Source organism: Aeromonas sp. S9(2024), from assembly GCF_041403185.1.
GTDB classification, from domain to species: Bacteria; Pseudomonadota; Gammaproteobacteria; order Enterobacterales; family Aeromonadaceae; genus Aeromonas; species Aeromonas enteropelogenes.
The window spans coordinates 111,015-135,786 of the sequence record NZ_JBGLRE010000006.1 but is presented as its reverse complement, the minus strand read 5'-3'; the positions used below and the strand labels follow the sequence as shown (position 1 = coordinate 135,786).

Below are 24,772 nucleotides of genomic sequence, written 5' to 3'. Positions count from 1 at the left end.
TATAAATCAAAGAGTTAAATTTCGTTCCAGATTGGCACACAAGTTGCCATTGTCAATGGAGAAACAACGCCATGCCAATAACAGGAGTGCAATCATGAGTATTTTTTCCCGTCTGGCCGACATCATCAATTCCAACCTGACGGCCCTGCTCGACAAGGCAGAAGATCCCCAGAAGATGGTGCGCCTGATCATCCAGGAGATGGAAGACGAATTGGTGAAGGAGCGCTCCAACCTGGCCCGCTTCCTCGCCAGCCAGAAAGAGATCGGCCGTCAGGTCGCCCGTCATCAGGAGCGGGTGGACGAGTGGCAGGCCAAGGCCGAACTGGCCCTGACCAAGGGACGTGAGGATCTGGCCCGCGCCGCCCTCATCGAGAAGAAAAAGCAGACCGAGCTGGCCGACGCGCTCCTGCGCGAGCAGCAGGCGGTGGACAGCGGCATCGAGAAGCTGGGGGAGGAGATCCGTCAGCTGGAAGCCAAGCTTGAAGATGCCCGCGCCCGCCAAAAAGCGATGGCCATTCGCAGCGAAGCGGCCAGCAGCCGTCTCAACGTGCAGAGCCAGGTGGCCCGTGGTGACAGCCAGGCGGTGGTCAGCAAGTTCGAGCGCATGGAGCGTCGCATCGACGAGATGGAGGCCCGCGCCGATCTGGGACAGTCCGACAAGGCGCTGGATCAACAGTTTGCCGAGCTGGAGGTAGACGATCAGATAAGCCGCGAACTTGAGGCCATGCGTCAGAAGCTGGGCCAGGGCGACAGTGCGCCGAAACAGGGGGAGTAACAGATGGAAGATCTGCTGGGTGTATTGATGGTTCCCATGGTGGTCTTCATGGTGGTGGTGGCTCCCATCTGGCTGGTGCTGCACTACCGGGCCAAGGGGCGGATCGGCGCCGGGTTGGCCGATAGCGAGCGGGAGCAGCTGCAAGGGCTGCTGGCCCGCGCCGAGAAGATGCAGGAGCGAGTCGGGGCACTCGAGTCGATTCTGGACGCTGAAGTCCCGGGCTGGAGGAACAAGGTATGAACAGCGCGTATCGTGAGGGGCGCAATCTCTATCGCGATCCCCGCCAGGGCAAGATAGCGGGGGTCTGCGCCGGTCTTGCCGACTATTTCGGGGTGGAGACCTGGATCGTGCGCCTGCTGGCCATCAGTGGCCTCATCTTCGCCGGCTTCATCACCTTCACCGCCTATATGGCGGCCTGGTTCCTGCTCGACAAGAAGCCGGTCACCCTCTATGAGCAGGAGGAAGAGGCCTTTGCCGAGGTACGAATGAAGGCGCGCAGCTGGCAGGCGGGGATCACCCCCCATCAGGCCCTGGGGCGGATCCATCGCGAGCTCGATGCGCTGGAGCCCAGATTGCAGCAGATCGAGAAGCTGGTGACCTCCAAGGAGTTCACCCTGCAGCGGGAGTTTCGCAAGCTGTAAGCCAGCCACCGGCCCTGTGCGAACCTCTCACCCCGCAGACAGGCACTTGCCACCACCAAGGTGGCGGCAGGTGCCCATCGGCAGAGGCGAGTGTTTGGACGGGGAGACTATCCAAGCCAATCAGCAACACCATCACCAACCCAATCACCAAGCTAGGGAGAACGGGATCAGCCTTGATACTCAATAAACTGGAACAGAAGTTGAATCGCCTGCAACACAAGGCGAGCGACGTGGTGAACCGGGTTCGGGATCGCCACATCCGGCTGGCGGTGACCGGCCTCTCCCGCAGCGGCAAGACCGCCTTCATCACCGCCCTGGTCAACCAGCTGGAACATGCGGCCATCGACGGTCGTCTGCCCCTGTGGGATGCCCTGCGCCAGGGGCGCATTCTCGGTGCCCGCCGGGTGCCGCAGCAAAATCCCCATATTCCCACCTTTGCCTACGAGCGCGGCCTCGACTCCCTGTTTGGCGATCCGCCGGCCTGGCCCGAGCCCACTCGTGGGGTAGCCGAGGTGCGCCTCGAAATCCGTTATCGCACCCGTCATCCCCTGCGCAAGCACCTGGGGGAGATCTCCACCCTCTACGTGGATCTGGTGGACTATCCGGGGGAGTGGTTGCTCGATCTGCCGTTACTCGAGATGAGTTATGAGCAGTGGAGCGAGCAGGTGTGCGATCAGCTGCGCCGCCCCGAGCTGCAGACCCTCGCCGCCGGCTGGCTGACGCCCGCCTGGCAAGCGGATCAACCCTTCGAGGAGCGGCCGGTCGCCCAGCTTGCCGAGCGCTATACCGACTATCTGCACGCCTGCAAGCGGGAGCTGGGACTGCACCTTATCCAGCCCGGTCGCTTCGTGTTGCCGGGGGAGTATGCTGGTGCCCCCATGCTGCAGTTTGTGCCCTGGGTGTGGGACAAGCCTGCCGGCGAACCCGTTGATGGCACCCTCTACGCCACCCTCAAGCAGCGTTTTGAGCAGTACAAGCAGCACCTGGTGCAGGGTTTTTATGAGCAGCACTTCGCGGGCTTTGATCGCCAGATCGTGCTGGTGGACTGTTTGCAGCCCCTCAATGCCGGCGCCGCCAGCTTTGGCGACATGCAACAGGCCATCGCTCGCATCATGGAGAGCTTTGCCTACGGCAAGAGCAACTGGTGGCGCCGGCTCTTCTCGCCGCGTATCGACAAGCTGTTGTTTGTGGCGAGCAAGGCGGATCACGTGACGCCGGAGCAGCACGGTCCCCTGGTCTCCCTGCTCCAGCATCTGGTGCGTAGTGGTCGCGGCCAGGCCCGCTTTGAGGGGATCTCCACAGAGTGCCTGGCGCTGGCCGCCATCAAGGCGACCGAAGTGGGCAAGGGGGTGGCCAATGGCCGCGAGTTTCCCGCCATCCGTGGCACCAGCCTCTCGGGTGAGCCGCTCTTGCTGTTCCCGGGCGAGGTGCCCTCCCATATTCCGCCCGCGCAATGGTGGAACACCCAGGGCTTTGATTTTCAGGCGTTTCGCCCCATGCCCATGAGTGCCCATCAGGTGCTGCCCCATATCCGGCTCGATGCGGCGCTGGAGTTTTTGCTCGGGGATCATCTCGAATGAGTCGTGCGCGCTGTCGTGTCGTGCCGACACGCCGCGCACAGGAGAAAAAGTGATGAACGATCAGACAAAACAACACGGGGATGCCAAGGCATCGCTGCAGGGCAAGGTGATCCTGGAGCCAGCCCTCAAGGTGGCGAGCGAGGAGCGACCGCCTGCCCCCGCCCAGCGTCTCGATGAGACCAGCTTCGAGCGCCTCGACGATCTCGATGCCCTCACCGAGGTGGAGCCGGCTCTGACCCTGCGGCCGCGCCGGCGTCATCGGTTGCTCGCCTGGGGGCTGGGGGCGGTCGGCCTGCTCTCCCTGGGGCAATATGGCGCCTTCCTCTACGATCAATTTCTCACCACCCCTCTCTGGGGCAGCGCCTGGCTGCTGGCCTCAGGCCTGGTGGCGGTGGGTACCGCCGGGGTGGTGGGGCGCGAGTGGTTGCGGCTGCGCACCCTCAAGAAGCGCCAAGATGTGCGCTCGCGGGCCGAAGACTTGCTGGCCCATCAGGGGGTCGGGCAGGGGCTGGCGTTCTGCGAACAGCTGGCCGAGCGCAGCGGTGACAAGGGGCGCGAAGGGTACCAGAGCTGGCTTGCCCAGCTCGACGAGAGCCACAGCGATCGGGAGGTGCTGACTCTCTACAGCCAGCTGGTGCTCGGCGAGCGCGACAAGCTGGCCCTGGCGCGGGTGGCCAAGTGGTCGGGGGAGGCCGCCGTGCTGGTGGCCCTGAGCCCGCTTGCCACCGTCGACATGATGCTGATGCTGTGGCGCAACCTGCGGATGATCGAGGACATCGCCGATGTCTACGCCATCGAGCTTGGTTACTGGAGCCGCATTCGCCTCATTCGCCAGGTGTTTCGCAACATGCTCTACGCCGGTGCCACCGAGCTGGTGACCGAGGTGGGGATGGACTTGCTGGGGGCCGAGCTCACTGCCAAGCTCTCCGCCCGCGCCGCGCAAGGGGTGGGGGCCGGGCTGCTTACCGCTCGCCTTGGTCTGCGTACCATAGAGGCGTGCCGCCCGTTGCCCTGGTGCGCGGATGAGAAACCCAAACTCGGTGAGCTGCGCAAGCGGCTGATCGGCCAGCTGGCAGGTTATCTCAACAAAGGCTGATCCTGCCTTTCGATGACATGTGGATCATCGCATCCCCGCCGATCCTGTTTAAGGGTGGCGGGGATGCGTCGTGTTGCCCCTCCGGTTCAGCAACTGTGATCCCTGTGTGCATTGTTGTCCGGCGGGCATTGCGGGTAAGCTGGCCATTCGACCGATGCTCTACGGCAAGGATGCCAGATGAACTTTACCTTTCGCCAGATCCGCTATTTCGTGGCGGTGGCCGACAGCTTCTCGGTGAGCCGCGCCGCCGCCGAGTTGCATATTTCCCAGTCGGCGGTCACCAGCGCCATCCGCGAACTGGAGACCGAGCTCGGTGCCCCCCTGTTCGATCGCAACCCGCGCGGGGTTAGCCTCACCACCCAGGGCCACCAGTTTTTACTGCACGCTCGCCGCATCCTCGGCGCCATGACCGAGGCCAGCCACTCCCTCAAGGCGGTGGCCCAGCAGGATCAGGGGCGGCTCACTATCGGCGTGACGACCCTGGTGGCGGGCTACTACCTGTCGGAGGCGCTCGGCCGTTTTCGCCGCGCCTTTCCGGCGGTGCAGATCGAGGTGAAGGAGGATGAGCAGCCCTATCTTGAGCACCAGATCGTCAATGGCGAGGTTGATGTGGGGATCCTGATGACCAACCGCACCATCCGCCAGGAGGCGTTCGATACCGAGCTGCTGACCCGCTCGCCGCTGCGGCTCTGGCTTGCCGCCAACCACCCGTTCTGCGCCGAATCCACCCTCTCTCTCAAGGCGCTGGGGGAGGAGCCCATGATCTCCCTGACCGCCGATCAGCTGGATCAGATCATCGGCGGCGGGCTGCGTCGCTACGGCGTTGCGCCGCGCACCGTATTGCGCACTGCCTCGGTGGAAGCGGTGCGCAGCCTGGTGGCGAGCCAGCTCGGCGTCGCCCTGCTGCCGGATTTTGCCTATCGCCCCTGGTCGCTGGAGCAGGAGCGAGTCGAGGCTCGTGCCATCAAGGAGCCGATCCCCGCCATCGACATCGGCCTGGTGTGGCGACGTGGTTCCCGGCTGGATTGGACCGCCCGCGAGTTTATCGATATCGCGCGGGATCAGAGCCGGTTGCGGGCTCGCCAGCAGGCTTCCCGCTAACCGAAGGGATGGCGTCAACCATCAGGCGGGGTTGTCGCTAAAAATCAGATTCATCTGCACTCGATATCGATTTTGCAGATACCAAAGCCGTTAAAAATTGAAATTCTCATTGCTCCCACCTTCTCCTACGCTCATGACTGGTTAACGGGATGTTAATGCCTACTGTGGCGCCGCCACGGTTGCCAATCATGCAAGGAGAGCAAGATGAAATTGACCCCTCTGACCCTGGCCCTGATCCCGGCGCTGCTGGCAGGCCAGACTCAGGCCGCCCCCACCTCACTCGGCAAGGGGGAAGGCCAGCTCAACATTGTGGCCTGGGCCGGTTATATCGAGCGCGGTGAAACTGACAAGAATTACGACTGGGTCACTGGATTTGAAAAAGAGACCGGCTGCAAGGTCAACGTCAAGACGGCGGCCACCTCGGACGAGATGGTGGCGCTGATGAACGAGGGGGGCTTCGATCTGGTGACCGCCTCCGGCGATGCCAGTCTGCGTCTCATCGCTGGCGGCAAGGTGCAGGCGCTCAATCTGGCGCTCATTCCGAGCTACAACAAGATAGATCCCCGCCTGCAAAATGCCCCCTGGCACACGGTGGATGGCAAGCACTACGGCGTGCCCTACCAGTGGGGCGGCAATATCCTGATGTACAACACCAAGGTGTTCCCCAAGGCGCCGGACTCCTGGAACGTGGTGTTCGAGGAGCAAACCCTGGCGGACGGCAAGTCCAACAAGGGGAGGGTGCAGGCGTTTGACGGCCCCATCCACATCGCCGATGCGGCCCTCTATCTGATGACCCATCAGCCGGCCCTCGGTATCAAGGATCCGTATGAACTGAACGAGGATCAGTACAAGGCCTCCCTCGACCTGCTGCGCCAGCAACGCCAGCTGGTGGGACGTTACTGGCACGACGCCTTCGTCCAGATCGATGACTTCAAGAACGAGGGAGTCGTGGCCTCCGACTCCTGGCCGTTCCAGGCCAATACCCTGATCGCCGACAAGCAGCCCGTCGCCACGACGGTGCCCAAGGAAGGGGTCACCGGTTGGGCCGATACCAGCATGGTGCACAGTGGCGCCAAAAACCTCACCTGTGCCTACAAGTGGCTGGAGCACTCCCTCAACAACAAGTTGCAGGGGGATCTCGCCTCCTGGTTCGGTTCCGTGCCCGTGGTGCCGGCCGCCTGCGAGGGAAATGCCCTGCTCGGGAAAGAGGGGTGCAAGACCAACGGCATCGACAACTTCGATCGGGTGCACTTCTGGCGTACCCCCGTCTCCCAGTGCAAGAGCCAAGGGACCTGTGTGCCTTATTACCGTTGGGTTTCCGACTATATCGCCATCCTGGGTGGCCGCTGATCCAGACTTGGCAATGCTGTAACCACAGGGCCGGACAGGAGTCCGGCCCGCTTCCCTCTGACAAGGACGTACCATGACAGCCGTACAATTTGACCGGGTCAGCCGCCACTATGGCGAGGTGGCCGCGGTTGACGACATCTCCTTCCAGATCCCGGCCGGCGAGTTCTTCACCCTGCTGGGGCCGAGCGGTTCCGGCAAGACCACCTGCCTGCGGATGATCGCGGGTTTCGAATACCCGAGCGAGGGGGAGATCCGCCTGTTCGGTGAACCCTGCTCGACGGTGCCGCCCTACGATCGCAACCTCAATACGGTGTTTCAGGACTACGCCCTGTTCCCCAACATGGATGTGCGCGACAACATCGGTTACGGCCTGATGCTCAAGGGCGTGGGCAAGGCGGAGCGCTACCGCAAGGTGGACGAGATGCTGGAGCTGGTACGCCTGCCCGGTGTCGGCAACCGCAAGCCCGGCCAGCTCTCCGGCGGCCAGCGCCAGCGCATCGCCATTGCCCGCGCGCTGATCAACCAGCCGCGTATCCTCTTGCTGGACGAGCCGCTGGGGGCGCTCGATCTCAAGCTGCGCGAGCAGATGCAGCTTGAGCTCAAAGCGCTGCAGCGCCAGCTCGGCATCACCTTCATCTTCGTCACCCACGATCAGCAGGAGGCGCTCTCCATGAGCGACCGCATCTGCATCTTCAATCAGGGCAAGATCGAGCAGATCGCCGCGCCGGACACCATCTACGACGCCCCCGCCACCCCCTTCGTCGCCCGCTTCGTCGGCACCGTCAACCTGTTCGAGGGGGAGCAGGCCCGCCGCCTGTGTGGCGATGCTCGCCAGATGATGGTGCGCCCGGAGCGGATCCGCCTCGCCGAGGCCGGCGCTCCCGGCTGGTCCGGGGAGGTGCGCGAGGTGGAGTACCTCGGCCCCTTCGTGCGCTACCGGGTCGATCTCGGCGAGCAGCTCGAGCTTATCGTCAACCATCCCAACGAGGGCCAGGCCCGTCTGCCCCGTGGCACCCGGGTCAGCCTCAGCTGGCCGGAGCAGGCGATCCATCGTCTGCACACCGCCCACCAGGGAGCTCAACCATGAGCGCCCCCCACAGTGCGAGCCTTGCCATGAGCCAAGCTACCGACTCCGTTCGCTTCAGGCCGCTGCGGCGCCTCTCCACCCTGCTCTATGGCCGCTCCGGCCTGCTGCTGGCCATCCTGCTGGGGCCGCCCCTGCTCTGGCTCGGCATCATCTATGTCGGCTCCCTGCTGATGCTGCTCTCCAACGCCTTCTTCGGGCTGGACGAGTTCAGCGGCCAGATCCGACACGAGCTGGGCCTGCAGAACTTCGTTGCCCTGCTGCGGGCGGAGAACCTGGACGTGATCCTGCGCACCGTCGGCATGTCCCTGCTGGTGACCCTGGCCTGCGCCCTGCTCGGTTTCCCCGTCGCCTACTACATGGCGCGCTACACCAGCGGCAAGACCCGGGCCCTGTTCTACGTCGGTATCATGCTGCCGCTCTGGTCCAGCTATCTGGTGCGGGTCTATGCCTGGAAGCTGATCCTGGCCAAGGAGGGGGTTATCAGCTGGCTGGCGGACACCCTGGGGCTGGACTGGCTGCTCGACGCCATCCTCTCCTTGCCGGTGATAGGGGGGCCGTCGCTCTCCTTCTCCCGCATCGGCACCTTCATCGTGTTCGTTTACGTCTGGCTGCCCTTCATGATCCTGCCCATCCAGGCGGCGGTGGAGCGGATCCCGCGCTCTCTGCTTGAGGCGAGCAGTGATCTGGGCGCCACCCCGGCCCAGACCTTTCGCACCCTGATCCTGCCGCTGGCCCTGCCCGGCGTGGTGGCGGGCTCCATCTTCACCTTCTCCCTGACGCTGGGGGACTACATCATCCCCGGCATCATCGGCAACTCCACCATGTACATCGGCCAGGTGGTCTACATGCAGCAGGGCACCGCCGGCAACCTGCCCTTCGCCGCCGCCTTCTCGCTGGTGCCGATCCTCATCATCGCCATCTACCTGACCATAGCGAAACGCTTGGGGGCCTTCGATGCGCTCTAATCCCTCTACGAACCAGCCCTCCGGCCTGCTCAAGTACGCGGCCATCGGCGGCCTCTTGTTCCTGCACTTCCCGATCCTGTTCATCTTCCTCTACGCCTTCACCAGCGAGAGCAAGAGCTACCAGTTCCCGCCCCCCGGACTCACCCTCAAGTGGTTCGAGGTGACCCTCAACCGCCCCGATGTGTGGCGCGCCATCCAGCTGTCGCTGGAGGTGGCCGGTCTCGCTACTCTGGTGGCCATGGTGCTCGGCACCCTGGCGGCGGGGGCCATCGCCCGCAGCCGCTTCTTCGGCCAGGAGGTGGTGTCACTCCTGCTGGTGCTGCCCATCGCCCTGCCCGGCATCGTCACCGGCATCGCGCTGCGCTCCGCCTATGGCGTGATGGAGATCCCCTTCAGCTTCTGGACCATCGTCATCGGTCACGCCACCTTCTGCGTGGTAGTGGTCTACAACAACGCCCTGGCGCGCTTTCGCCGCACCAATCAGAGCCTCATCGAGGCGTCGATGGATCTCGGCGCCGACGGCTTCCAGACCCTGCGCTACGTGATCCTGCCCAACCTCGCCACCGCGCTGCTGGCGGGGGGCATGCTGGCATTTGCCCTCAGCTTTGACGAGGTGATCGTCACCACCTTCACCGCCGGCCAGCAGACCACGCTGCCCATCTGGATGTATCAGGAGCTGATCCGCCCGCGCGATCGGCCGGTCACCAACGTGGTGGCGCTCATCATAGTGGCCTTCACCACCATTCCCATTCTGCTTGCCTACTACCTCACCCGCGACGGCCAGGACGTCGCCGGCAGTGGCAAATAACGACTCAACGCGTGCGCAAGGATGCAACCATGAAACTCTCTACCCAACTCTTGATCGACGGTCAGTTCGTCACCGGTGACGGCCAGGCCGAGCCCATCCTCAACCCGGCTACCGGTGAGCTGATCGCCTCGGTGCCCGAAGCCTCGTTCGAGCAGGTGAACCGGGCGGTGAACGGCGCCCAACGCGCCTTCGCCCAGTGGAGCCGCACCACGCCAGCCCAGCGCAGTACCCTGCTGCTGCGCCTGGCCGATGCCATCGAACGCCACGCCGAGGAGTTTGCGGCGCTGGAATCCCTCAACTGCGGCAAGCCCTATCTGGCGGTGCTGAACGACGAGCTGCCGGCGGTGGTGGACTGCTTCCGCTTCTTCGCCGGTGCCGCCCGCTGCCTGCAGGGGCCGCTCGCCGGGGAGTACATCGAGGGGCACACCAGCATGATCCGCCGTGACCCCATCGGAGTGGTGGGCAGTATCGCCCCCTGGAACTATCCGCTGATGATGGCGGCCTGGAAGATGGCCCCGGTGCTCGCCGCCGGCAATACGGTCGTGCTCAAGCCCTCCGAGCAGACCCCCCTCACCGCCCTGCGCCTGGCGGAGCTGGCCAGCGAGCTCTTCCCACGCGGCGTCATCAACATCGTCTGCGGCCGGGGCGAGAGCGTGGGGGCACCGCTGGTGGAGCACCCGCTGGTACGCATGGTGTCGCTGACCGGTGACATCGCCACCGGCCAGAAGATCCTGCAGAGCGCCGCCCGTACCATGAAGCGCACCCACCTTGAGCTGGGGGGCAAGGCGCCGGTCATCATCTTCGACGATGCGGATCTGGAGGCCGTGGTGGCGGGCATCCGCACCTTCGGCTTCTACAACGCCGGCCAGGACTGCACCGCCGCCTGCCGCATCTATGCCCAAGGCAAGATCTATGACAAATTCGTCGCCGCCATGACGAATGCGGTGGCCTCCATCAAGGTGGGCGGTCCGCGCGAGGAGGGGGTGGAGATGGGACCGCTTATCTCGGACCGGCAGCGCAACCGGGTGGCCAGCTTCGTGGAGCGGGCCCAGAGCAGCGGCCACGTGGAGGTGACCACCGGCGGCAAGATCCGCGCCGGTAACGGTTTTTTCTTCGAGCCGACCCTGATCGCCCATGCCCGCCAGGAGGATGAAATCGTACGCCGGGAGGTGTTCGGCCCCGTGGTGTCGGTGACCCGCTTCAGCGACGCCGAGCAGGTGGTGCAGTGGGCCAACGACTCCGACTACGGCCTCGCCAGCTCGGTCTGGACCCGGGATCTCGGCCTTGCCAGCAAGGTGGCCAACCACCTGCAGTACGGCTGCACCTGGATCAACACCCACTTTATGCTCACCTCCGAGATGCCCCACGGCGGCATGAAGATGTCCGGCTATGGCAAGGATCTCTCCCTCTACGCCCTGGAGGACTACACGGTGCCGCGCCACATCATGGTCAAGCTCTAGCAGCGTAGCCAGAATGGTTGTCACAAATTATTTACATTTGTTGCCGCCAGCCGACCCGAGGGTCGGCTGCTTTTTTGCGGGGCGAAACGTTACAGTGATCCAGAGAGTGTCAAGGAGCCCGCACCGGGCTGAGGGATGGAACCGCTATGACAACGCTTTACACCGCATATCAGCCGGATGCCCGGGGTGTCATTCACTACCCGGATGAAGATCATGGCACCTGGCAGATCCTGATCGCCCGCCAACTCGGGGCGCTGGAGGGGAGGGCGTGCGATGAGTACCTGGCGGGGCTGGCCCGCCTCGGCCTGCCCCGGGATCGCATCCCCCAGTTGGCAGAGATCAATGCCGTGTTGCAAGAGGCCACCGGCTGGTCGGTGGCCGCGGTACCTGCCCTCATCTCGTTCGATCGCTTCTTCGCCCTGCTGGCCAATCGCCAGTTTCCGGTGGCGACCTTCATTCGCCATCGGGACGAGCTCGACTACCTGCAGGAGCCGGATATCTTTCACGAGATCTTCGGTCACTGCGCCATGCTGACCAATCCCGCCTTTGCTCACTTCACTCATCTCTATGGCCAGCTGGGGCAGAAGGCAAGCAAGGAGGAGCGGGTCTTTCTGGCGCGCCTTTACTGGTTCACCGTGGAGTTTGGCCTGATTGAAAGCCCGGCGGGGCTTAGGATCTACGGCGGCGGTATTCTCTCTTCCATCGGCGAGACCGCCTATGCCCTCTCGGGCCAGCCGCTGTTGCAACCCTTCGACCTGCTCGAGATACTGCGCACCCCTTATCGCATCGATATCATGCAGCCCACCTATTTTGTGCTGCCAAGCCTAGATACCCTCTACCGGCTGACCGGGGAGGAGATCTTGGCCGCGCTGGCCGAGGCCAAACGCCTTGGCTTGCGCCCGCCACGCTTTGCCCCCGCCGCGGGCAAGCAGGCGAGCTGAACGTCACCCGTTTTTCGTGATCCCCATCAAGAGAGCAACAAGGAGAGTCCCATGTCCGAACTGGCGAGCCAGCAGTGTGAAGCGTGCCGCGCCGATGCCCCCAAAGTCAGCGATCAGGAGCTGGCCGAGCTGATGCATCTCATCCCTGACTGGCAGCCGCTGGTCGTGGAGGGGGCGCTGCAGCTGAGGCGCGAATTCGTCTTTCGCAATTTCAAGGAGGCGCTGGCCTTTACCAACCGGCTCGGCGAGTTGGCAGAGGCGGAGTTTCATCATCCGGCCATCCTGACCGAGTGGGGCAAGGTCACTGTCAGCTGGTGGACCCACAAGATCGGCGGGTTGCACCGTAACGACTTCATCATGGCGGCACGCACGGATGAGCTGCTGAAGTGAAGACGCCACCACTCATCGAGTGGGCGATATGGTGACCGTGAGTTGGTGGACCCACAAGATTGGGGGGCTGCACCGCAACGATTTCATCATGGCGGCGCGCACCGATCAGCTGCTCAAATAAGCGTCATGGGTTGACCAGGGCCTGCCCGGCGAAAGCGGGGTAGGCCCGCATTTTTATGGGCTGGCGCTCGCACTGGGGGGGGCGAGTCTGTATTATCCCGTCATTCATAGAGTTAGCTAGGAAGTGTGTCCCGAATGCGTCTTGAAGTCAGCTGTGAAGACCGCCTGGGCCTGACCCGGGAACTGCTCGACCGCCTGGTGGAGCACAACATCGATCTGCGCGGCATCGAAATCGATACCTCAGGCATCATCTATCTCAACTTTCCCGAGCTGGAGTTTCGTGATTTCCAGCACCTGATGCCGGAGATCCGCCGCATTCCCGGCGTCTATGACGTCAAGACCATCCCCTACATGCCCTCCGAACGGGAACACCACGAAATCGAGGCGCTGCTCAAGGCGCTGCCGGATCTGGTCTTCTCCCTCGACAGCAAGGGCAAGGTGACCCAGGCCAACCAGTCGGCGCTCACCACCCTCGGCCTGCCGGTGGAGGAGGTGCGCGGCGTGGCGCTGGGCTCCCTGGTCAAGGGCTTCTCCTTCGGTCGCTGGCTGGAGGCGAGCGAGATCAAGCCCCAGACCTGCAAGCTCACCATCCATGGTGAGGAGTATCTGGCGGATCTGATGCCGCTGTTTGTGGCCGAGGAGAAGGGCAAACAGGCCCTGGCCGGCGCCGTGGTGGTGCTCAAGTCCGCCCGCCGGGTCGGCATGCATTTCAGCGCTCTCCATGCGGTGGAGGTGGGGGGCTTTGAGCATCTGCAGGCCGAGAGCCCCAAGATGAAAGAGGTGCTGGCCCAGGCCCGCAAGCTGGCGATGCAGGATGCCCCGCTGCTCATCGTTGGCGAGACCGGCACCGGCAAAGAATTGTTGGCTCGCGCCTGTCACGGCGCCAGCCTGCGCTCCAGCCACCCCTTCATGGCCCTCAACTGCGCCGCCATGCCGGACAACGTGGCCGAGAGCGAGCTGTTTGGCTATGCCCCCGGCGCCTTTGGCAACAACACCGAGGGCAAGCGCGGCGTGCTGGAGCTGGCGAGCGGTGGCACCCTGATGCTGGACGAGATCGGCGACATGTCTCCCCATCTGCAGACCAAGTTTCTGCGAGTGCTGCAGGACGGGGTATTTCGCCGGGTGGGCGACGAGCAGGAGGTGAAGGTCAACGTGCGCTTCATCTGCACCACCCAAAAGCAACTGCTGGATCTGGTGCATGAAGGCAAGTTCCGGGAAGATCTCTACTATCGCCTCAACGTGCTGAGTCTGGCTCTGCCCCCCCTGCGCGAGCGCAAGGCGGACATCATGGCGCTGGCCCAGCAGTTTGTCTCCCGCTTTGCCAGCGAGTTGCAGCGCCCGCGTCCGCGCTTTACCCGCAACATGGCCGATTACCTGACCGCCTATCGCTGGCCCGGCAACGTGCGCCAGCTGCGCAACTGTCTTTATCGGGCCATGACTCTGCTGGAAGGGGATGAGCTGGGTCCCGAGCAGATCGATCTGCCGGTGGCTGCCGAGGCCATGCCGCTCATCGACGAGTGGTTCGAGGGGGATCTCGACGATGCGGTGAAGCGCTTCGAGAGCCAGTTGCTGGCGCGGCTCTATCCGGCCTTCCCGTCGACCCGCCAGCTCGCCAAACGGCTGGGTGTGTCGCATACCGCCATCGCCAACAAGTTGCGGGAATACGGGATCGGCAAGAAGTAATCTCCTCCCGCCCCTTGCATCCAACGGAGTCCATTGGAATATGGGCTCCGTTTTTATTTGTACGACCCGACCATCGGGACCGGATCCGGACTTGTCAAGGGGTTGCCGGGCCCCTTACTCTCTCCAGTTCATGTACCGAAACCGCACGATGGCGGTGATATAGAGAGGCGGTTTTATCCTGATGTTATTTCCTTCCCCTGGCGTTGTTGTCCGCCTGTCACTCCTGTTGCTGGCACTGGGGCTGGTATTTCCTTCGGGGACCATCGCCGCGGCGAAGACGGCTGCCGAGGTGCGGGCGAGTGCCGTCAAGGAGCTGGTGCTCGATATCATGAGCTACACCCGCTGGCCGGTGGAGCCCGAGGTGCTGCGTCTGTGTGTGGTGGCGCCGACCGAATATGCCGGCGCCCTCTTCTCCATCACGGGGCAGAGCAATGGGAGAGCGGTAAGCGTCAATCGTTACGGGGTGACGGATCCTGCCATCCGCGATCACTGTGATGTCCTCTATCTGGGGGTGGTGGATGAGACGACCCGGCTCGACCTCTTTTCCCGCCTGAAAGGCCGGGCCGTGCTCAGCATCAGTGAACAGAACGCCGAGTGCAGTGCCAGTGCAGTCTTCTGTTTGCAGCCGGATCCCGCGAGCGAGCGGGTTCGCTTCGACGTCAACCTGGATGCGTTGGCCCTGAGCGGTGTGCGGGTCCATCCCGCTGTCCTCAAGCTTGCCAAGGCGAATAGGGGGGCTCCATGACGGCCTGGCCAGGCTCTCGTGATCAACGACTGACCCTGCACCAAAACCTCAGACGTACCCACCTGATGGCAGCCTTCACCTCGGCCTGCGTAGTGGGGATCTTCCTTACCCTGATCGCCTTGCTGGCCATGCGGTTCCATGCGGAGCACAATCTGGAGCTGGTGGCCCGAGCCATCAGCTATACCGCAGAGGCGGCTGTGGTGTTCCGGGATGAGGAGGCGGCCAACGAGGCGCTCAGAACCATCGCCGAGCGTGAAGAGGTTGCCGAAGCGCAGATCTATCTGCCCGATGGCACCCTGCTGGCAAACTGGCGTCGAGCCACGAATACCCCCCTGGCGGGGCTGGAGAACTACCTGGCCGAACGGATACTGCCGGGGCCTGCCCGTGAGTCCATGATGCGGGGCAAGGAAGTGATCGCCGAAGTGCGGGTCAGGGGACACGGACAGTCGCTGTTGCTGTTTTTGCTGGCGGTGTTGCTGGTGATGCTGGTCTGCCTGCTGCTCAGTGCCATGGGGGCGCTCTATGTGGCAGGACGAATGCAGGTGTCGATCATCGGGCCGCTGAGGGATCTGGCGCAGGTTGCCCACTCGGTGCGCCGCCAGCGCACCCTTGGGATGCGCGCCAGCCCCGCTGCCATCGTTGAGCTCAACGAGTTGGGGGAGGATTTCAACTCCCTGCTCGACGAGTTGCAGGAATGGCAGCAGCATCAGGCTCGCGAGAATGCCAGCCTGCTGCATCAGGCGACTCACGATGCCTTGACGGGGCTGCCCAATCGGGCACTGTTCGAGGCTCGTCTGGAGCAGGCCATCATAGAGGTGGAGCAGGAGGGTAGCTCCTTTGCACTGCTTTACCTTGATTGTGATCGCTTCAAGCAGATCAATGATTCCCTCGGGCACAACGCCGGCGATGATGTGCTGGTTACCCTGGCCAAGCGTGTGCAGCACCAGCTGCGGCCGCGGGATCTGGTGTGCCGCCTCGGGGGAGACGAATTCGCCATACTGTTGAGTCCCGCCCATCAGGCTATGGATGTGGAAGAGGTGATCACTCGTATTCAGCAGGCGATGAAGGATCCTGTGGTATTGCGGGATGGGCAGCAGCTGGTCGCCGGGATCAGCATAGGGTTTGCCATCCATCAGCCCGGGACAAGTGCCAGCGAGCTTTGTGCGCTGGCTGACAGTGCCATGTATCTGGCAAAACGCGCCCGTCGAGAGGAGGTTGATGCCGCCAGGACGGCGTGAATGGAAGTCGTTAAGGAGTCGTAACCATGAAGATGTCCCTCTCCCTCAAGGCCGCCGTACTTGGCCTGCTGTTTTCCCTGCTGGCTGGCTGTCAGAGTCCGCCCAGGGGATTGACCGAAGAACAAGTGACGGTATTGAAGGAGCAAGGTTTTCATCTGACAGATGAAGGCTGGACGCTGGATTTTGCCAACCGGGTGTTGTTTGCCAACAACGTCGGGAAGCTTACGCCACAGACCCGCCAGGCGGTGGAAACGCTGGGCAACTCCCTGCTGAAGGTGGGCCTCGACAAGGCCAGGATAGACGGTCATACCGACAACACGGGTGACGCCGCCTATAACCAGCAGCTCTCGGTGAAACGGGCCCAGTCGGTGGCGGATGTGCTGGTCTCGGTGGGCATGAAGCCGGCCAACCTCGAGGTCCGCGGGCGTGGTGATACGGCCCCGGTAGCCGACAATCGCACCTCGGCCGGACGGGCAGACAATCGTCGGGTGGCTATCGTGATTGCCAACGAATAAGGCAAGAGCCAGCCAGACATGTCGTGTACATAGTAAAAGAGCGCCCCGGGAGGCGCTCTTTTTGATCCTGCGATCGTGATGGCTATTTCTGCCCGCTGGCAGTCGTGTGGCTGCGCAGGCGAATGTTGATCATCTCCACCACCAGCGAGAAGGCCATGGCGAAGTAGATGTACCCCTTCGGAATGTGCACATCAAGTCCTTCCGCCATCAGGGCGAAGCCTACCAGGGTGAGGAAGGAGAGCGCCAGCATCTTGATGGTGGGGTGGCTGTCGACAAAATCGCCGATGGCCTTGGCGGCGAACATCATGATGAAGACGGCGATCATGATGGCCAGCACCATGACGGGTACATGATCCGCCATGCCGACTGCTGTGATGACGGAATCCAGGCTGAACACGATATCGAGGATGGCGATCTGGAGCAGGGTGCTGACAAAGCCGGAGGCGACGGCCGTCGTGCTCTCAGGCTCAGCCGCGCCCTCTAGAGTGGCGTGGATCTCGTGGGCGCTCTTGCCGATGAGAAACAGGCCCCCCAGCAACAGGATCAGATCGCGCCCCGAGATGGCCTCGCCCAGCACGGTGAAGAGCGGGCTGGTGAGGCGCATCACCCAGGCCAGGGAGAGCAGCAGCAGGATGCGGGTGCCCATGGCGAGCGCCAGTCCCAGAATGCGCGCCTTCTGGCGCTGGGCCTCGGGCAGGCGGCCGACCAGGATGGAGATGAAGATGATATTGTCAATGCCAAGTACGATTTCGAGCAGGGTAAGAGTAGCGAGAGCGACCCAGGCTGAGGGGTCAAGAACCCATTCCAACATAATTGCACCTTGATAGGGAAAAACGAAACGGAACATTTTAACAGGGGGAGACCGCTTGTCCCAGTGTGGCGAAAAGATAAGAATGGTCGCCATCGTAAGGGAGGGACACATGTTTCGATTAGGACTCATCATTAATCCGGTTGCCGGCATTGGCGGGGCAGTTGGTCTCAAGGGCAGTGATGGCGTAGTGGAAGAGGCGCTTGCTCGTGGCGCCGTGCCCAAGGCTCAAGAGCGGGCACGGCAGGCCCTGTTGCCACTGTGCGAGCTGACTGAGCGGTTCGAGTTGCTGACGGTCGCCGGCGAAATGGGGGAGGCGCTGGCCCATTCTCTTGGCTTGCCCTGCCGGATTGTCTACCACCCCGAAGGGGAGGCCACCAGCGCCACCGACACCCGTCAGGCGGCCGAGCGGATGCGCGATGCCGGGGTCGATTTGCTGCTGTTTGCCGGCGGCGATGGCACGGCGCGGGATATCTGTGCGGCGGTGGGGGAGTCGTGCCATGTGCTCGGCATTCCGGCGGGCTGCAAGATCCACTCGGGGGTCTACGGGGTGACCCCTGCCGCGACGGGCAGGGTGGCGGCACGGATGATCGCAGGGGAGCTGCTCAGCCTCATCGATGCCGAGGTGATGGACATAGATGAAGAGGCGTTTCGAGCGGGCAAGGTGCGTGCCCGTCACTATGGCCAGCTGCTGGTGCCCGGCGATCTGCGTTACGTACAGGCGGTCAAGCAGGGGGGCAAGGAGTCCGAAGAGCTGGTGCTGGCGGATCTGGCCGCCGGCTTTGTGGAGCAAATGGAACCCGATATTCTCTACCTGATGGGGTCCGGCAGCACGGTGGCCGCCTGCATGGCGGAGCTTGGCCTGGAAAATACCTTGCTCGGTGTGGATCTGGTGGAAAATGGCCGGCTTATCGGGCAGGATCTGTCCGCCGCCGAGATCCTGACCCGGATCCGCGGCCGTCGCTGCCGTCTGATCATTACCCTGATAGGCGGTCAGGGACATCTGTTCGGGCGCGGAAATCAGCAATTGAGTCCAGAGGTGATTCGGTGTGTCGGACTGGAAAATATCCAGGTGCTGGCGACCAAGAGCAAGTTGGCCGCGCTTGAGGGCCGACCGCTGCTGGTGGATACCGATGATCCCGAATTGAACCGGGCGTTGAGTGGTTATCTGCGGATCACCACGGGATACAAGGATCAGGTCATCTACCCGGTGGCCAACCCGGAATAGGACGTCAAGGAAGCCGCTGGCCTGGCGCCAGAGAGCCGCAATCAACCGGATTGCGGTTCCATACCCCCGAATTATTTTGCCGGCAACCCCGGAAATGAGGCTGCGTTACATGACGATTCACGATTTTGAGCACAAGTTGTTGGGACTGATCGACGACATGGTTGCCACCGCGACAGACGATGAGCTGTTTGCCGGAGGATACTTGCGGGGGCATATCTCGCTGGCGGTGGCCCGGGCCGAGCTGGAAGGCAAGACCCTGGTGCGCGACGTCAAGAGCTATGTGCTGCGCAGTCTCAACGAGGCCATCTTGCAGGGGGAGCTCTCCGAGCAGGATGAAGAGCTGGTGCAGACCATGTGGAAACGCCTGCAGCAACAAGCGGAAGCTTGATCAAAAACAAATTTCAAACGGAAGTATGAGTTTCTGCTTCCCTGATAGTTATCAAAAGGTTAATAATAAGTATCGCCTTTTGTTTCAGGGATTAAACTATGGCTTCCACATCCAGTATTGCCAAGAAACTGCCGCTCGAGATGCTCTATCACTGGGAGCGGCAGTGTCCTGATCGGATCTATCTGCGACAAACCATCAACCGCGAATATGTCGACTTCACCTGGGGTGAAGTGGCGGAAGAGGCGCGGCGCATGGTGACGGCCCTGCGTCATCTGGGGCTGGTTTCTGGTGACAAGGTGGCGCTGCTCTCCAAGAACTGTGCCCAGTGGTTCATCGCCGATCTCGCCATGCAGATGGGGCAGTATGTGAGTGTGCCCATCTATCCCACCGCCAACGTTGATACCATCGAATATGTGCTGCGCCACAGCGAAGCCAAGGCTATCTTCGTCGGCAAGCTGGATGACTGGAAGAGTCAGGAGGCCGGCGTCCCCGCCGATCTGCTGCGTATCGCCTTTCCCTATGACACCATGCCGGCCAGCCACCAGTGGGACGACCTGCTGGAGTCGCACGAGCCCATTCCAGACAGCCCGGTGCAGGCGCCGGACTCCTTGCTGAGCCTGGTCTACACCTCTGGCAGCACCGGCAAGCCGAAAGGGGCCATGCTGAGCGTCGAGCGTTACGCCTGGTCTTGCGAGAAGCTGGTGGAAACGGTTGGCCTGACTCAGGCCGATCGCGGCTTCTCCTATTTGCCCCTCGCTCACATCACAGAGCGGGTCTACATCTATGGCGGTAGCCTGTTTGGCGGCGCCACCATCGCTTTCCCCGAATCCCTCGACACCTTTATCGAGGACGTCAAGCGCTGCCGTCCCACCGTGTTCATCTCGGTGCCGCGCCTGTGGGCCATGTTCCGCATCAAGATCCTCGAGAAATTGCCCCAGAAGAAACTCGATTTGTTGCTCAAAATCCCGCTGGTCTCCAGCCTCATCAAGAGCAAGCTGCAAAAGGGGCTGGGGCTGGATCAGGCGCGTGTGCTGGGCTGCGGCTCGGCGCCTGTGTCACCGGCCCTGCTTGAGTGGTACCTGAGCATCGGCCTGAATGTCACCGAAGCCTGGGGCATGACTGAAAACCATGCCTACTCCACCATCAACTATCCGTTCAGGGCCGACAAGATCGGTACCGTCGGCAAGGCGGGGCTTGGCGTGACCATCAAGATCTCCGATGAAGGGGAGATCCTCTGCCGCTGCGAAGGCATGATGCTGGGCTACTACAAGGATCCCGAGCACAGCGCCGAGGCCATCGATGCGGATGGCTGGCTCCATACCGGCGACATGGGCAAGCTGGACAGGGAGGGGTATCTCACCATCACGGGGCGGATGAAGGATGTGTTCAAGACCGCCAAGGGCAAGTATGTGGCGCCTGTCCCCATCGAAGGGTTGCTTGGGCAGGAGTCCATCATAGAGCAGCTGTGCGTGATTGGTTATGGCATGCCGCAACCCATCGCCTTGGTGCAGCTCGCCGAAAGCGCCATGAAGGGAGACAGGGGAGCGGTCGAGGCCCAGCTGGAGGCGGCCCGCAACCGGGTCAACGATCAGCTGGAGGCTCATGCCAAGTTGCGTGGCATCCTGGTGGTGAAGACACCCTGGAATATCGAGAACGGCGTGCTCACTCCCACCATGAAGATCCGCCGCCACCTGCTGGAGCAAAAATATGCCGATATCGGCGAGCAGTGGCCTTCACGCCCCATCGTGTGGGAAGAGTAATGTCAGACATCGCCTGATCGCGTTGTGAAAACGGCGGCCATGATGGCCGCCGTTTTTGTGTTAGGTAAAAGAGTTAAAGGAGGGCGAGCGCCGCCGCCAGATCGGCGATGAGATCGTCCGCATCCTCCACCCCTATGCTGAAACGAATGAGATCGTCATTCACCCCGGCGGCGAGGCGGCTCGCCTCGTCCATGGCGGCATGGGTAGTGCTGGCCGGATGGCAGGCCAGGCTCTCGAGATCGCCGAGGCTCACCGCCTGCACGAATAGTTGCAAGTTGTCGAGCAGGGCGGCGCAGCGCTCAAACCCTCCTTCCAGCTCTATGCTCACCATGCCACCAAAGCCGCTGGCGAAGGTGCTAAGGGCAGGGTGGCCCGGATGGCTGGCCAGCCCCGGGTAGATCACCTTCTTCACTGCCGGGTGAGCGGCCAGAAATTCGGCGACTCTTTGCGCATTGTGCAGGTGGGCATCCATGCGCAGCGGCAAGGTCTTGACTCCCCGTTGCAGCAGGTAGGCCTCCTGTGGGCCGATGGGGGAGCCGATATGTTTGAGTGCCACAGTGCGGATGGATTTCATCAGCGCGTGGGATCCGGCCACCACACCGGCGATGATGTCGCCGTGGCCGCCCAGGTACTTGGTACCGCTGTGCATCACCAGATCGACACCGAGCTCCAGTGGGCGCAGTAGATAGGGGGTGAGGAAGGTGTTGTCACACACACTGATGGCGCCCACCTTGCGGGCCGCCTTGACCACCACTCGCGGGTCCACCACCTTGAGGGTGGGGTTGGTCAGGGTTTCGAACAACACGACCTTGGTGGCGGGGCGGATGTTGGCCAGCAGATCCTGATCGCTCTCGTAGGCGGTGACCTTGATGCCAGCGCGGCTGAAGGTCTGTTTGAGGAACGCATCTGTGCCACCGTAGAGAGGACCAATATAGGCCACTTCATCGCCGCAATCGGCCAGGGCATACATGATGGCGCTCACCGCCGCCATGCCACTGGCCACCACCAGTGCCTCATCGGCTCCTTCCAGCGCTGCCAGCTTCTGCTCCAGCTCGGCGGTGGTGGGGTTGCCAAAGCGGCTGTAAATGAACCCGGGAGCCTGGCCGGCAAAGCGCTCCTTGCCCGCCTGGGCGTTGAAGTAGCTGAAGGTACTGCTCTGGTAGAGCGGAGTGGTCAGTGCCCCGGTCTGGGGATCGATCCGCTGGCCGCTGTGCACGCTCATGGTCTTGAATTTCATTGTGTTACTCCGTGGTCGCCAGAAACTGGCACAGATATTCAGGTGTGATTATGGTTGGCAAGCCAAGTTGCTCGAAGTCCGTCTATGGTTTGTTTGCTCCTCGCTCTATCCTGATTGGCAAGGTCAAGGACAACCAGTGCGGTTGGGCATAGTCATGGGGCTTGAATGCCTGGCCTTGATTGCGTGATGTTGCGAACTGCAAGAACATCAGTGCAGGTTCATGGGCTGCAGCAGTGCAGTTAGCGACGGGATAGCGAGTCCGGTAATAGGAAGTGGGTGAGAATGGGAGAGGTTACCGTTTTGCGTAATAAAACATAAACAACAAATTATTCTGAGTTATAAGCAAAAACGAAACAAGATTCAGAGTATTGATGATTTTGTGTCTTTATGAAGTGGAATACATAGAGCAAAGAACGGGCTTAGTCCTTTGATTTTACAGAAGGGCAAAAACAAAAAAACCGGCATAGGCCGGTTTTTTTGTTTCACTCTGGAGAGTGTTCTGCTCGCTATGAATTGCGAGAGCAGAGAGATAATGGGGTGGCTGATGGGGCTCGAACCCACGACAACCGGAATCACAATCCGGGACTCTACCAACTGAGCTACAGCCACCACTAAAACCGTCATTGATTTCCATTTATCTGATAATAGAGGGAATCAATGGCGCGCCCTGCAGGATTCGAACCTGCGACCCACGGCTTAGAAGGCCGTTGCTCTATCCGACTGAGCTAAGGGCGCGTATCTCAACCCGCCATGCAGGCAAGTTGACAAACTTGGTCGGTGATAAAGGATTCGAACCTTTGACCCTCTGGTCCCAAACCAGATGCGCTACCGGGCTGCGCTAATCACCGAAATACCGCGTCCAGCATACTCGACAAGAGTCGTACTGGGCAACGGGCGGGCATCATACCCAAGCGTTGGAGCCAGCGTCAACGACTTTTTCCCCCAGTAAATTCAAGTGCCTACTTATTGCCCTCTGGTCATGCGACCTATCTGTGCCGCTAACATCCCGGCTAAAAAAATGCGACAATGCGCGGCAGTTGAACACATGGTGAGTGGAGTACGATGTCTGCCAAAATCATAGATGGAAAACAGGTTGCGCAAACGATTCGCAGCCAGGTCGCGGCGCAGGTCCAACAGCGGTTGGCGGCAGGGAAACGGGCACCGGGGCTGGCCGTCATTCTGGTGGGGGCGGATCCTGCCTCTCAGGTCTATGTCGGCAGCAAGCGCCGGGCATGTGAAGAAGTCGGGTTTCTCTCCCGCTCCTATGACTTGAGTGCGACGGCCACTCAGGAAGAGTTGCTGGCCTTGATCGATGAATTGAATGACGACAGCCATGTCGATGGCATTCTGGTTCAATTGCCGCTGCCGGCTCACTTCGATACGACCCTGGTACTGGAGCGGATCCGCCCCGACAAGGATGTCGATGGTTTTCACCCTTATAATGTCGGGCGTCTGGCACAGCGTATTCCGGCACTGCGCCCCTGCACCCCGAAAGGGATCATGACGCTGATTGAAACCACAGGAGTCAAGACCCATGGTTTGCATGCGGTGGTGGTCGGAGCATCCAACATAGTGGGACGCCCCATGACTCTGGAGCTGCTGCTGGCGGGGTGCACGACCACCACTTGTCACCGTTTTACCCGCGATCTGGAAGAGCAGGTGCGCCGCGCTGATTTGCTGGTGGTAGCGGTCGGCAAGCCCAATTTCATTCCGGGGGAGTGGGTCAAGCCGGGAGCGCTGGTGATCGATGTGGGTATCAATCGTCTGGCGGATGGCTCTCTGGTAGGGGACGTTGAGTTTGAAACGGCACGCAGTCATGCCTCTTTTATCACGCCTGTGCCAGGTGGTGTCGGACCGATGACAGTCGCCAGCCTGATGGAAAACACCCTGATCGCCTGTAACGACTATCACGACTGAAGATAGCCGATGAGGTGTCCGTGATTAGGGCACGAGACAGTCGTGGAGCACAGAAGTCACAGGTATAGATAATAAAAAACCGGTTTCTCTGGGAGAAACCGGTTTTTTATTTATCCAACGCATGGTTTTAAATATTTTGTGCTTCGTTTGGCACAATAACGGAGGCGTGATTTCCTTTCGGCCCCTGTTGTAGTTCAAAATTGACGGCCTGACCTGCTTTCAGGGTCTTGTAGCCCTCCATTTGAATCGTGGAGTAGTGCGCGAAGATATCTTCACCACCTCCTTCCGGACAGATAAACCCAAATCCTTTTGCGTTGTTGAACCACTTAACTGTGCCGGTTGCCATACTTCTACATCCTTTTATTGATTACCCAGAAGTCGTTGAGTAACCTGCGCCAGCCCATTATAACTAGGACATGAGCCCGTAGCAGACGGGCACAGATTAGCAAGTAACCAATCTAGTCCAACTTTTGAGCGAGTCAAGAAGTTGTTAACAGTTGATGTGATCTGGTTAACAAGTCTATTGACAAGCTTGTGTTAGGCGGTAGTAATCTAGAGGTACCAAAGCGCGATTATGAGCAAGCAGAAAGAACTCTTTGCTAATGAAGAGATTGCAGAAGCAGAGAAGACAAAGCTGCAGCCGCCCCCCATGTACAAGGTCGTGTTGAACAATGATGACTACACACCGATGGAGTTCGTGGTGGAGGTGCTGCAAAAGTTCTTTGGTATGGATTTGGACAAGGCAACTCAGGTCATGCTGAGCGTGCATTATAGTGGTAAGGGGATCTGTGGCACGTTTACCGCAGAGATCGCCGAAACCAAAGTAGTCCAGGTCAACACCTATTCACGTAACCACGAACATCCACTGCTATGTACTATGGAAAAGGCTTGAATCTGATGACTTGATGGCGAGTGTGACACCACATTGTAGCTGTACTA

General features: G+C 61.4%; 26 protein-coding genes and 3 tRNA genes. 23 read left to right on the top strand and 6 right to left on the bottom strand.

The window, feature by feature from the left end:
• Positions 1 to 94 precede the first annotated feature (94 nt).
• From pspA to ACB028_RS11775, 18 genes are all read left to right on the top strand, one after another.
• Positions 95 to 775 (top strand): phage shock protein PspA, encoded by a 681-nt coding sequence (pspA, locus tag ACB028_RS11860; protein ID WP_026456297.1) that lies wholly within the window; start codon positions 95 to 97, stop codon positions 773 to 775.
• Positions 776 to 778: 3 nt separating this feature from the next.
• A complete protein-coding gene (gene pspB, locus ACB028_RS11855) occupies positions 779 to 1,015 on the top strand; it encodes an envelope stress response membrane protein PspB (protein WP_025326779.1) in 237 nt (78 codons plus the stop codon).
• Positions 1,012 to 1,416 carry an envelope stress response membrane protein PspC gene (pspC, locus tag ACB028_RS11850; protein ID WP_216992158.1) on the top strand — a complete coding sequence of 135 codons (405 nt, stop codon included), beginning with the start codon at positions 1,012 to 1,014 and terminating at the stop codon, positions 1,414 to 1,416. Before pspB ends, pspC begins: the two co-directional genes overlap by 4 nt.
• Positions 1,417 to 1,589: 173 nt before the next feature.
• Positions 1,590 to 2,996: a YcjX family protein gene (locus tag ACB028_RS11845; RefSeq protein WP_371144362.1), complete on the top strand. Its 1,407-nt coding sequence runs from the start codon at positions 1,590 to 1,592 to the stop codon at positions 2,994 to 2,996.
• A gap of 52 nt (positions 2,997 to 3,048) precedes the next feature.
• The gene (locus tag ACB028_RS11840) at positions 3,049 to 4,092 is read left to right on the top strand and encodes a YcjF family protein (RefSeq protein ID WP_371144361.1); all 1,044 of its coding nucleotides are present in this window, start codon (positions 3,049 to 3,051) and stop codon (positions 4,090 to 4,092) included.
• A gap of 177 nt (positions 4,093 to 4,269) precedes the next feature.
• Positions 4,270 to 5,193, top strand: coding sequence for a LysR family transcriptional regulator (locus tag ACB028_RS11835; RefSeq protein ID WP_216992161.1), 924 nt, complete (start codon positions 4,270 to 4,272; stop codon positions 5,191 to 5,193).
• 204 nt (positions 5,194 to 5,397) lie between these two features.
• A complete protein-coding gene (locus tag ACB028_RS11830) occupies positions 5,398 to 6,543 on the top strand; it encodes an ABC transporter substrate-binding protein (protein ID WP_371144360.1) in 1,146 nt (381 codons plus the stop codon).
• Between the two features lie 73 nt (positions 6,544 to 6,616).
• Positions 6,617 to 7,630, top strand: coding sequence for an ABC transporter ATP-binding protein (locus tag ACB028_RS11825; RefSeq protein ID WP_371144359.1), 1,014 nt, complete (start codon positions 6,617 to 6,619; stop codon positions 7,628 to 7,630).
• Complete coding sequence (locus ACB028_RS11820; protein ID WP_371144358.1) at positions 7,627 to 8,595, top strand: ABC transporter permease; 969 nt, start codon at positions 7,627 to 7,629, stop codon at positions 8,593 to 8,595. Before ACB028_RS11825 ends, ACB028_RS11820 begins: the two co-directional genes overlap by 4 nt.
• Positions 8,585 to 9,403, top strand: a complete 819-nt coding sequence (locus ACB028_RS11815) for an ABC transporter permease (protein ID WP_017779087.1) — start codon at positions 8,585 to 8,587, stop codon at positions 9,401 to 9,403. The genes ACB028_RS11820 and ACB028_RS11815 overlap by 11 nt, the downstream gene beginning before the upstream one ends.
• A gap of 29 nt (positions 9,404 to 9,432) precedes the next feature.
• Positions 9,433 to 10,863, top strand: coding sequence for a gamma-aminobutyraldehyde dehydrogenase (locus ACB028_RS11810; protein ID WP_371144357.1), 1,431 nt, complete (start codon positions 9,433 to 9,435; stop codon positions 10,861 to 10,863).
• Between the two features lie 146 nt (positions 10,864 to 11,009).
• Positions 11,010 to 11,804 carry a phenylalanine 4-monooxygenase gene (gene phhA, locus ACB028_RS11805; RefSeq protein ID WP_371144356.1) on the top strand — a complete coding sequence of 265 codons (795 nt, stop codon included), beginning with the start codon at positions 11,010 to 11,012 and terminating at the stop codon, positions 11,802 to 11,804.
• Between the two features lie 51 nt (positions 11,805 to 11,855).
• On the top strand, positions 11,856 to 12,194 hold the full coding sequence (locus ACB028_RS11800) for a 4a-hydroxytetrahydrobiopterin dehydratase (RefSeq protein ID WP_042069638.1): 339 nt from the start codon (positions 11,856 to 11,858) through the stop codon (positions 12,192 to 12,194).
• 28 nt (positions 12,195 to 12,222) lie between these two features.
• Entirely contained in the window at positions 12,223 to 12,315 is a 93-nt protein-coding gene (locus ACB028_RS11795; RefSeq protein ID WP_268884775.1) for a 4a-hydroxytetrahydrobiopterin dehydratase, read from the top strand.
• A gap of 134 nt (positions 12,316 to 12,449) precedes the next feature.
• Entirely contained in the window at positions 12,450 to 13,997 is a 1,548-nt protein-coding gene (tyrR, locus tag ACB028_RS11790) for a transcriptional regulator TyrR (protein WP_342012053.1), read from the top strand.
• Between the two features lie 175 nt (positions 13,998 to 14,172).
• Positions 14,173 to 14,742 carry a YfiR family protein gene (locus ACB028_RS11785; RefSeq protein WP_342012797.1) on the top strand — a complete coding sequence of 190 codons (570 nt, stop codon included), beginning with the start codon at positions 14,173 to 14,175 and terminating at the stop codon, positions 14,740 to 14,742.
• Positions 14,739 to 15,980, top strand: a complete 1,242-nt coding sequence (locus tag ACB028_RS11780) for a diguanylate cyclase domain-containing protein (RefSeq protein WP_201941194.1) — start codon at positions 14,739 to 14,741, stop codon at positions 15,978 to 15,980. Before ACB028_RS11785 ends, ACB028_RS11780 begins: the two co-directional genes overlap by 4 nt.
• A gap of 26 nt (positions 15,981 to 16,006) precedes the next feature.
• Entirely contained in the window at positions 16,007 to 16,495 is a 489-nt protein-coding gene (locus ACB028_RS11775; RefSeq protein WP_042029229.1) for an OmpA family protein, read from the top strand.
• Positions 16,496 to 16,577: 82 nt separating this feature from the next.
• Here the strand turns inward: ACB028_RS11775 and ACB028_RS11770 are convergent, their stop codons facing one another.
• A complete protein-coding gene (locus ACB028_RS11770; RefSeq protein ID WP_225632097.1) occupies positions 16,578 to 17,306 on the bottom strand; it encodes a TerC family protein in 729 nt (242 codons plus the stop codon).
• A 109-nt stretch (positions 17,307 to 17,415) separates the two neighbouring features.
• Here ACB028_RS11770 and ACB028_RS11765 point away from each other — a divergent pair, with 109 nt between their 5' ends.
• From ACB028_RS11765 to ACB028_RS11755, 3 genes are all read left to right on the top strand, one after another.
• Entirely contained in the window at positions 17,416 to 18,531 is a 1,116-nt protein-coding gene (locus ACB028_RS11765) for an ATP-NAD kinase family protein (protein WP_371144355.1), read from the top strand.
• Between the two features lie 109 nt (positions 18,532 to 18,640).
• Positions 18,641 to 18,919, top strand: coding sequence for a YfcL family protein (locus tag ACB028_RS11760; protein ID WP_042029226.1), 279 nt, complete (start codon positions 18,641 to 18,643; stop codon positions 18,917 to 18,919).
• A 98-nt stretch (positions 18,920 to 19,017) separates the two neighbouring features.
• Positions 19,018 to 20,679 carry an AMP-binding protein gene (locus ACB028_RS11755; protein WP_371144354.1) on the top strand — a complete coding sequence of 554 codons (1,662 nt, stop codon included), beginning with the start codon at positions 19,018 to 19,020 and terminating at the stop codon, positions 20,677 to 20,679.
• 73 nt (positions 20,680 to 20,752) lie between these two features.
• On the opposite strand, the gene ACB028_RS11750 is transcribed toward ACB028_RS11755, so the two are convergent.
• The 4 genes from ACB028_RS11750 to ACB028_RS11735 all read right to left on the bottom strand — a co-directional run bounded on the left by ACB028_RS11750 (position 20,753) and on the right by ACB028_RS11735 (position 22,764).
• Entirely contained in the window at positions 20,753 to 21,916 is a 1,164-nt protein-coding gene (locus ACB028_RS11750; protein ID WP_371144353.1) for a PLP-dependent aspartate aminotransferase family protein, read from the bottom strand.
• A 533-nt stretch (positions 21,917 to 22,449) separates the two neighbouring features.
• Positions 22,450 to 22,525 (bottom strand) — tRNA-His (locus ACB028_RS11745).
• A 49-nt stretch (positions 22,526 to 22,574) separates the two neighbouring features.
• Positions 22,575 to 22,651, bottom strand: a tRNA-Arg gene (locus tag ACB028_RS11740).
• A 36-nt stretch (positions 22,652 to 22,687) separates the two neighbouring features.
• Positions 22,688 to 22,764 (bottom strand) — tRNA-Pro (locus ACB028_RS11735).
• A 214-nt stretch (positions 22,765 to 22,978) separates the two neighbouring features.
• Here ACB028_RS11735 and folD point away from each other — a divergent pair.
• On the top strand, positions 22,979 to 23,833 hold the full coding sequence (gene folD, locus ACB028_RS11730) for a bifunctional methylenetetrahydrofolate dehydrogenase/methenyltetrahydrofolate cyclohydrolase FolD (RefSeq protein WP_201941198.1): 855 nt from the start codon (positions 22,979 to 22,981) through the stop codon (positions 23,831 to 23,833).
• Positions 23,834 to 23,960: 127 nt separating this feature from the next.
• On the opposite strand, the gene cspD is transcribed toward folD, so the two are convergent.
• Positions 23,961 to 24,179 (bottom strand): cold shock-like protein CspD, encoded by a 219-nt coding sequence (gene cspD / locus ACB028_RS11725; RefSeq protein WP_010674510.1) that lies wholly within the window; start codon positions 24,177 to 24,179, stop codon positions 23,961 to 23,963.
• A gap of 228 nt (positions 24,180 to 24,407) precedes the next feature.
• On the opposite strand from cspD, the gene clpS reads away from it, so the two are divergent.
• Positions 24,408 to 24,725: an ATP-dependent Clp protease adapter ClpS gene (clpS, locus tag ACB028_RS11720; RefSeq protein ID WP_026457984.1), complete on the top strand. Its 318-nt coding sequence runs from the start codon at positions 24,408 to 24,410 to the stop codon at positions 24,723 to 24,725.
• Positions 24,726 to 24,772: the final 47 nt, after the last annotated feature.

What these genes read in the sequence shown, in the direction of transcription:
- pspA (WP_026456297.1), top strand. Translation starts at nt 95, where the DNA reads ATGAGTATTTTTTCCCGTCTGGCCGACATCATCAATTCCAACCTGACG.
- pspB (WP_025326779.1), top strand. Translation starts at nt 779, where the DNA reads ATGGAAGATCTGCTGGGTGTATTGATGGTTCCCATGGTGGTCTTCATG.
- pspC (WP_216992158.1), top strand. Translation starts at nt 1,012, where the DNA reads ATGAACAGCGCGTATCGTGAGGGGCGCAATCTCTATCGCGATCCCCGC.
- ACB028_RS11840 (WP_371144361.1), top strand. Translation starts at nt 3,049, where the DNA reads ATGAACGATCAGACAAAACAACACGGGGATGCCAAGGCATCGCTGCAG.
- ACB028_RS11835 (WP_216992161.1), top strand. Translation starts at nt 4,270, where the DNA reads ATGAACTTTACCTTTCGCCAGATCCGCTATTTCGTGGCGGTGGCCGAC.
- ACB028_RS11830 (WP_371144360.1), top strand. Translation starts at nt 5,398, where the DNA reads ATGAAATTGACCCCTCTGACCCTGGCCCTGATCCCGGCGCTGCTGGCA.
- ACB028_RS11825 (WP_371144359.1), top strand. Translation starts at nt 6,617, where the DNA reads ATGACAGCCGTACAATTTGACCGGGTCAGCCGCCACTATGGCGAGGTG.
- ACB028_RS11820 (WP_371144358.1), top strand. Translation starts at nt 7,627, where the DNA reads ATGAGCGCCCCCCACAGTGCGAGCCTTGCCATGAGCCAAGCTACCGAC.
- ACB028_RS11815 (WP_017779087.1), top strand. Translation starts at nt 8,585, where the DNA reads ATGCGCTCTAATCCCTCTACGAACCAGCCCTCCGGCCTGCTCAAGTAC.
- ACB028_RS11810 (WP_371144357.1), top strand. Translation starts at nt 9,433, where the DNA reads ATGAAACTCTCTACCCAACTCTTGATCGACGGTCAGTTCGTCACCGGT.
- phhA (WP_371144356.1), top strand. Translation starts at nt 11,010, where the DNA reads ATGACAACGCTTTACACCGCATATCAGCCGGATGCCCGGGGTGTCATT.
- ACB028_RS11800 (WP_042069638.1), top strand. Translation starts at nt 11,856, where the DNA reads ATGTCCGAACTGGCGAGCCAGCAGTGTGAAGCGTGCCGCGCCGATGCC.
- ACB028_RS11795 (WP_268884775.1), top strand. Translation starts at nt 12,223, where the DNA reads ATGGTGACCGTGAGTTGGTGGACCCACAAGATTGGGGGGCTGCACCGC.
- tyrR (WP_342012053.1), top strand. Translation starts at nt 12,450, where the DNA reads ATGCGTCTTGAAGTCAGCTGTGAAGACCGCCTGGGCCTGACCCGGGAA.
- ACB028_RS11780 (WP_201941194.1), top strand. Translation starts at nt 14,739, where the DNA reads ATGACGGCCTGGCCAGGCTCTCGTGATCAACGACTGACCCTGCACCAA.
- ACB028_RS11775 (WP_042029229.1), top strand. Translation starts at nt 16,007, where the DNA reads ATGAAGATGTCCCTCTCCCTCAAGGCCGCCGTACTTGGCCTGCTGTTT.
- ACB028_RS11770 (WP_225632097.1), bottom strand. Translation starts at nt 17,306, where the DNA reads ATGTTGGAATGGGTTCTTGACCCCTCAGCCTGGGTCGCTCTCGCTACT.
- ACB028_RS11765 (WP_371144355.1), top strand. Translation starts at nt 17,416, where the DNA reads ATGTTTCGATTAGGACTCATCATTAATCCGGTTGCCGGCATTGGCGGG.
- ACB028_RS11760 (WP_042029226.1), top strand. Translation starts at nt 18,641, where the DNA reads ATGACGATTCACGATTTTGAGCACAAGTTGTTGGGACTGATCGACGAC.
- ACB028_RS11755 (WP_371144354.1), top strand. Translation starts at nt 19,018, where the DNA reads ATGGCTTCCACATCCAGTATTGCCAAGAAACTGCCGCTCGAGATGCTC.
- ACB028_RS11750 (WP_371144353.1), bottom strand. Translation starts at nt 21,916, where the DNA reads ATGAAATTCAAGACCATGAGCGTGCACAGCGGCCAGCGGATCGATCCC.
- folD (WP_201941198.1), top strand. Translation starts at nt 22,979, where the DNA reads ATGTCTGCCAAAATCATAGATGGAAAACAGGTTGCGCAAACGATTCGC.
- cspD (WP_010674510.1), bottom strand. Translation starts at nt 24,179, where the DNA reads ATGGCAACCGGCACAGTTAAGTGGTTCAACAACGCAAAAGGATTTGGG.
- clpS (WP_026457984.1), top strand. Translation starts at nt 24,408, where the DNA reads ATGAGCAAGCAGAAAGAACTCTTTGCTAATGAAGAGATTGCAGAAGCA.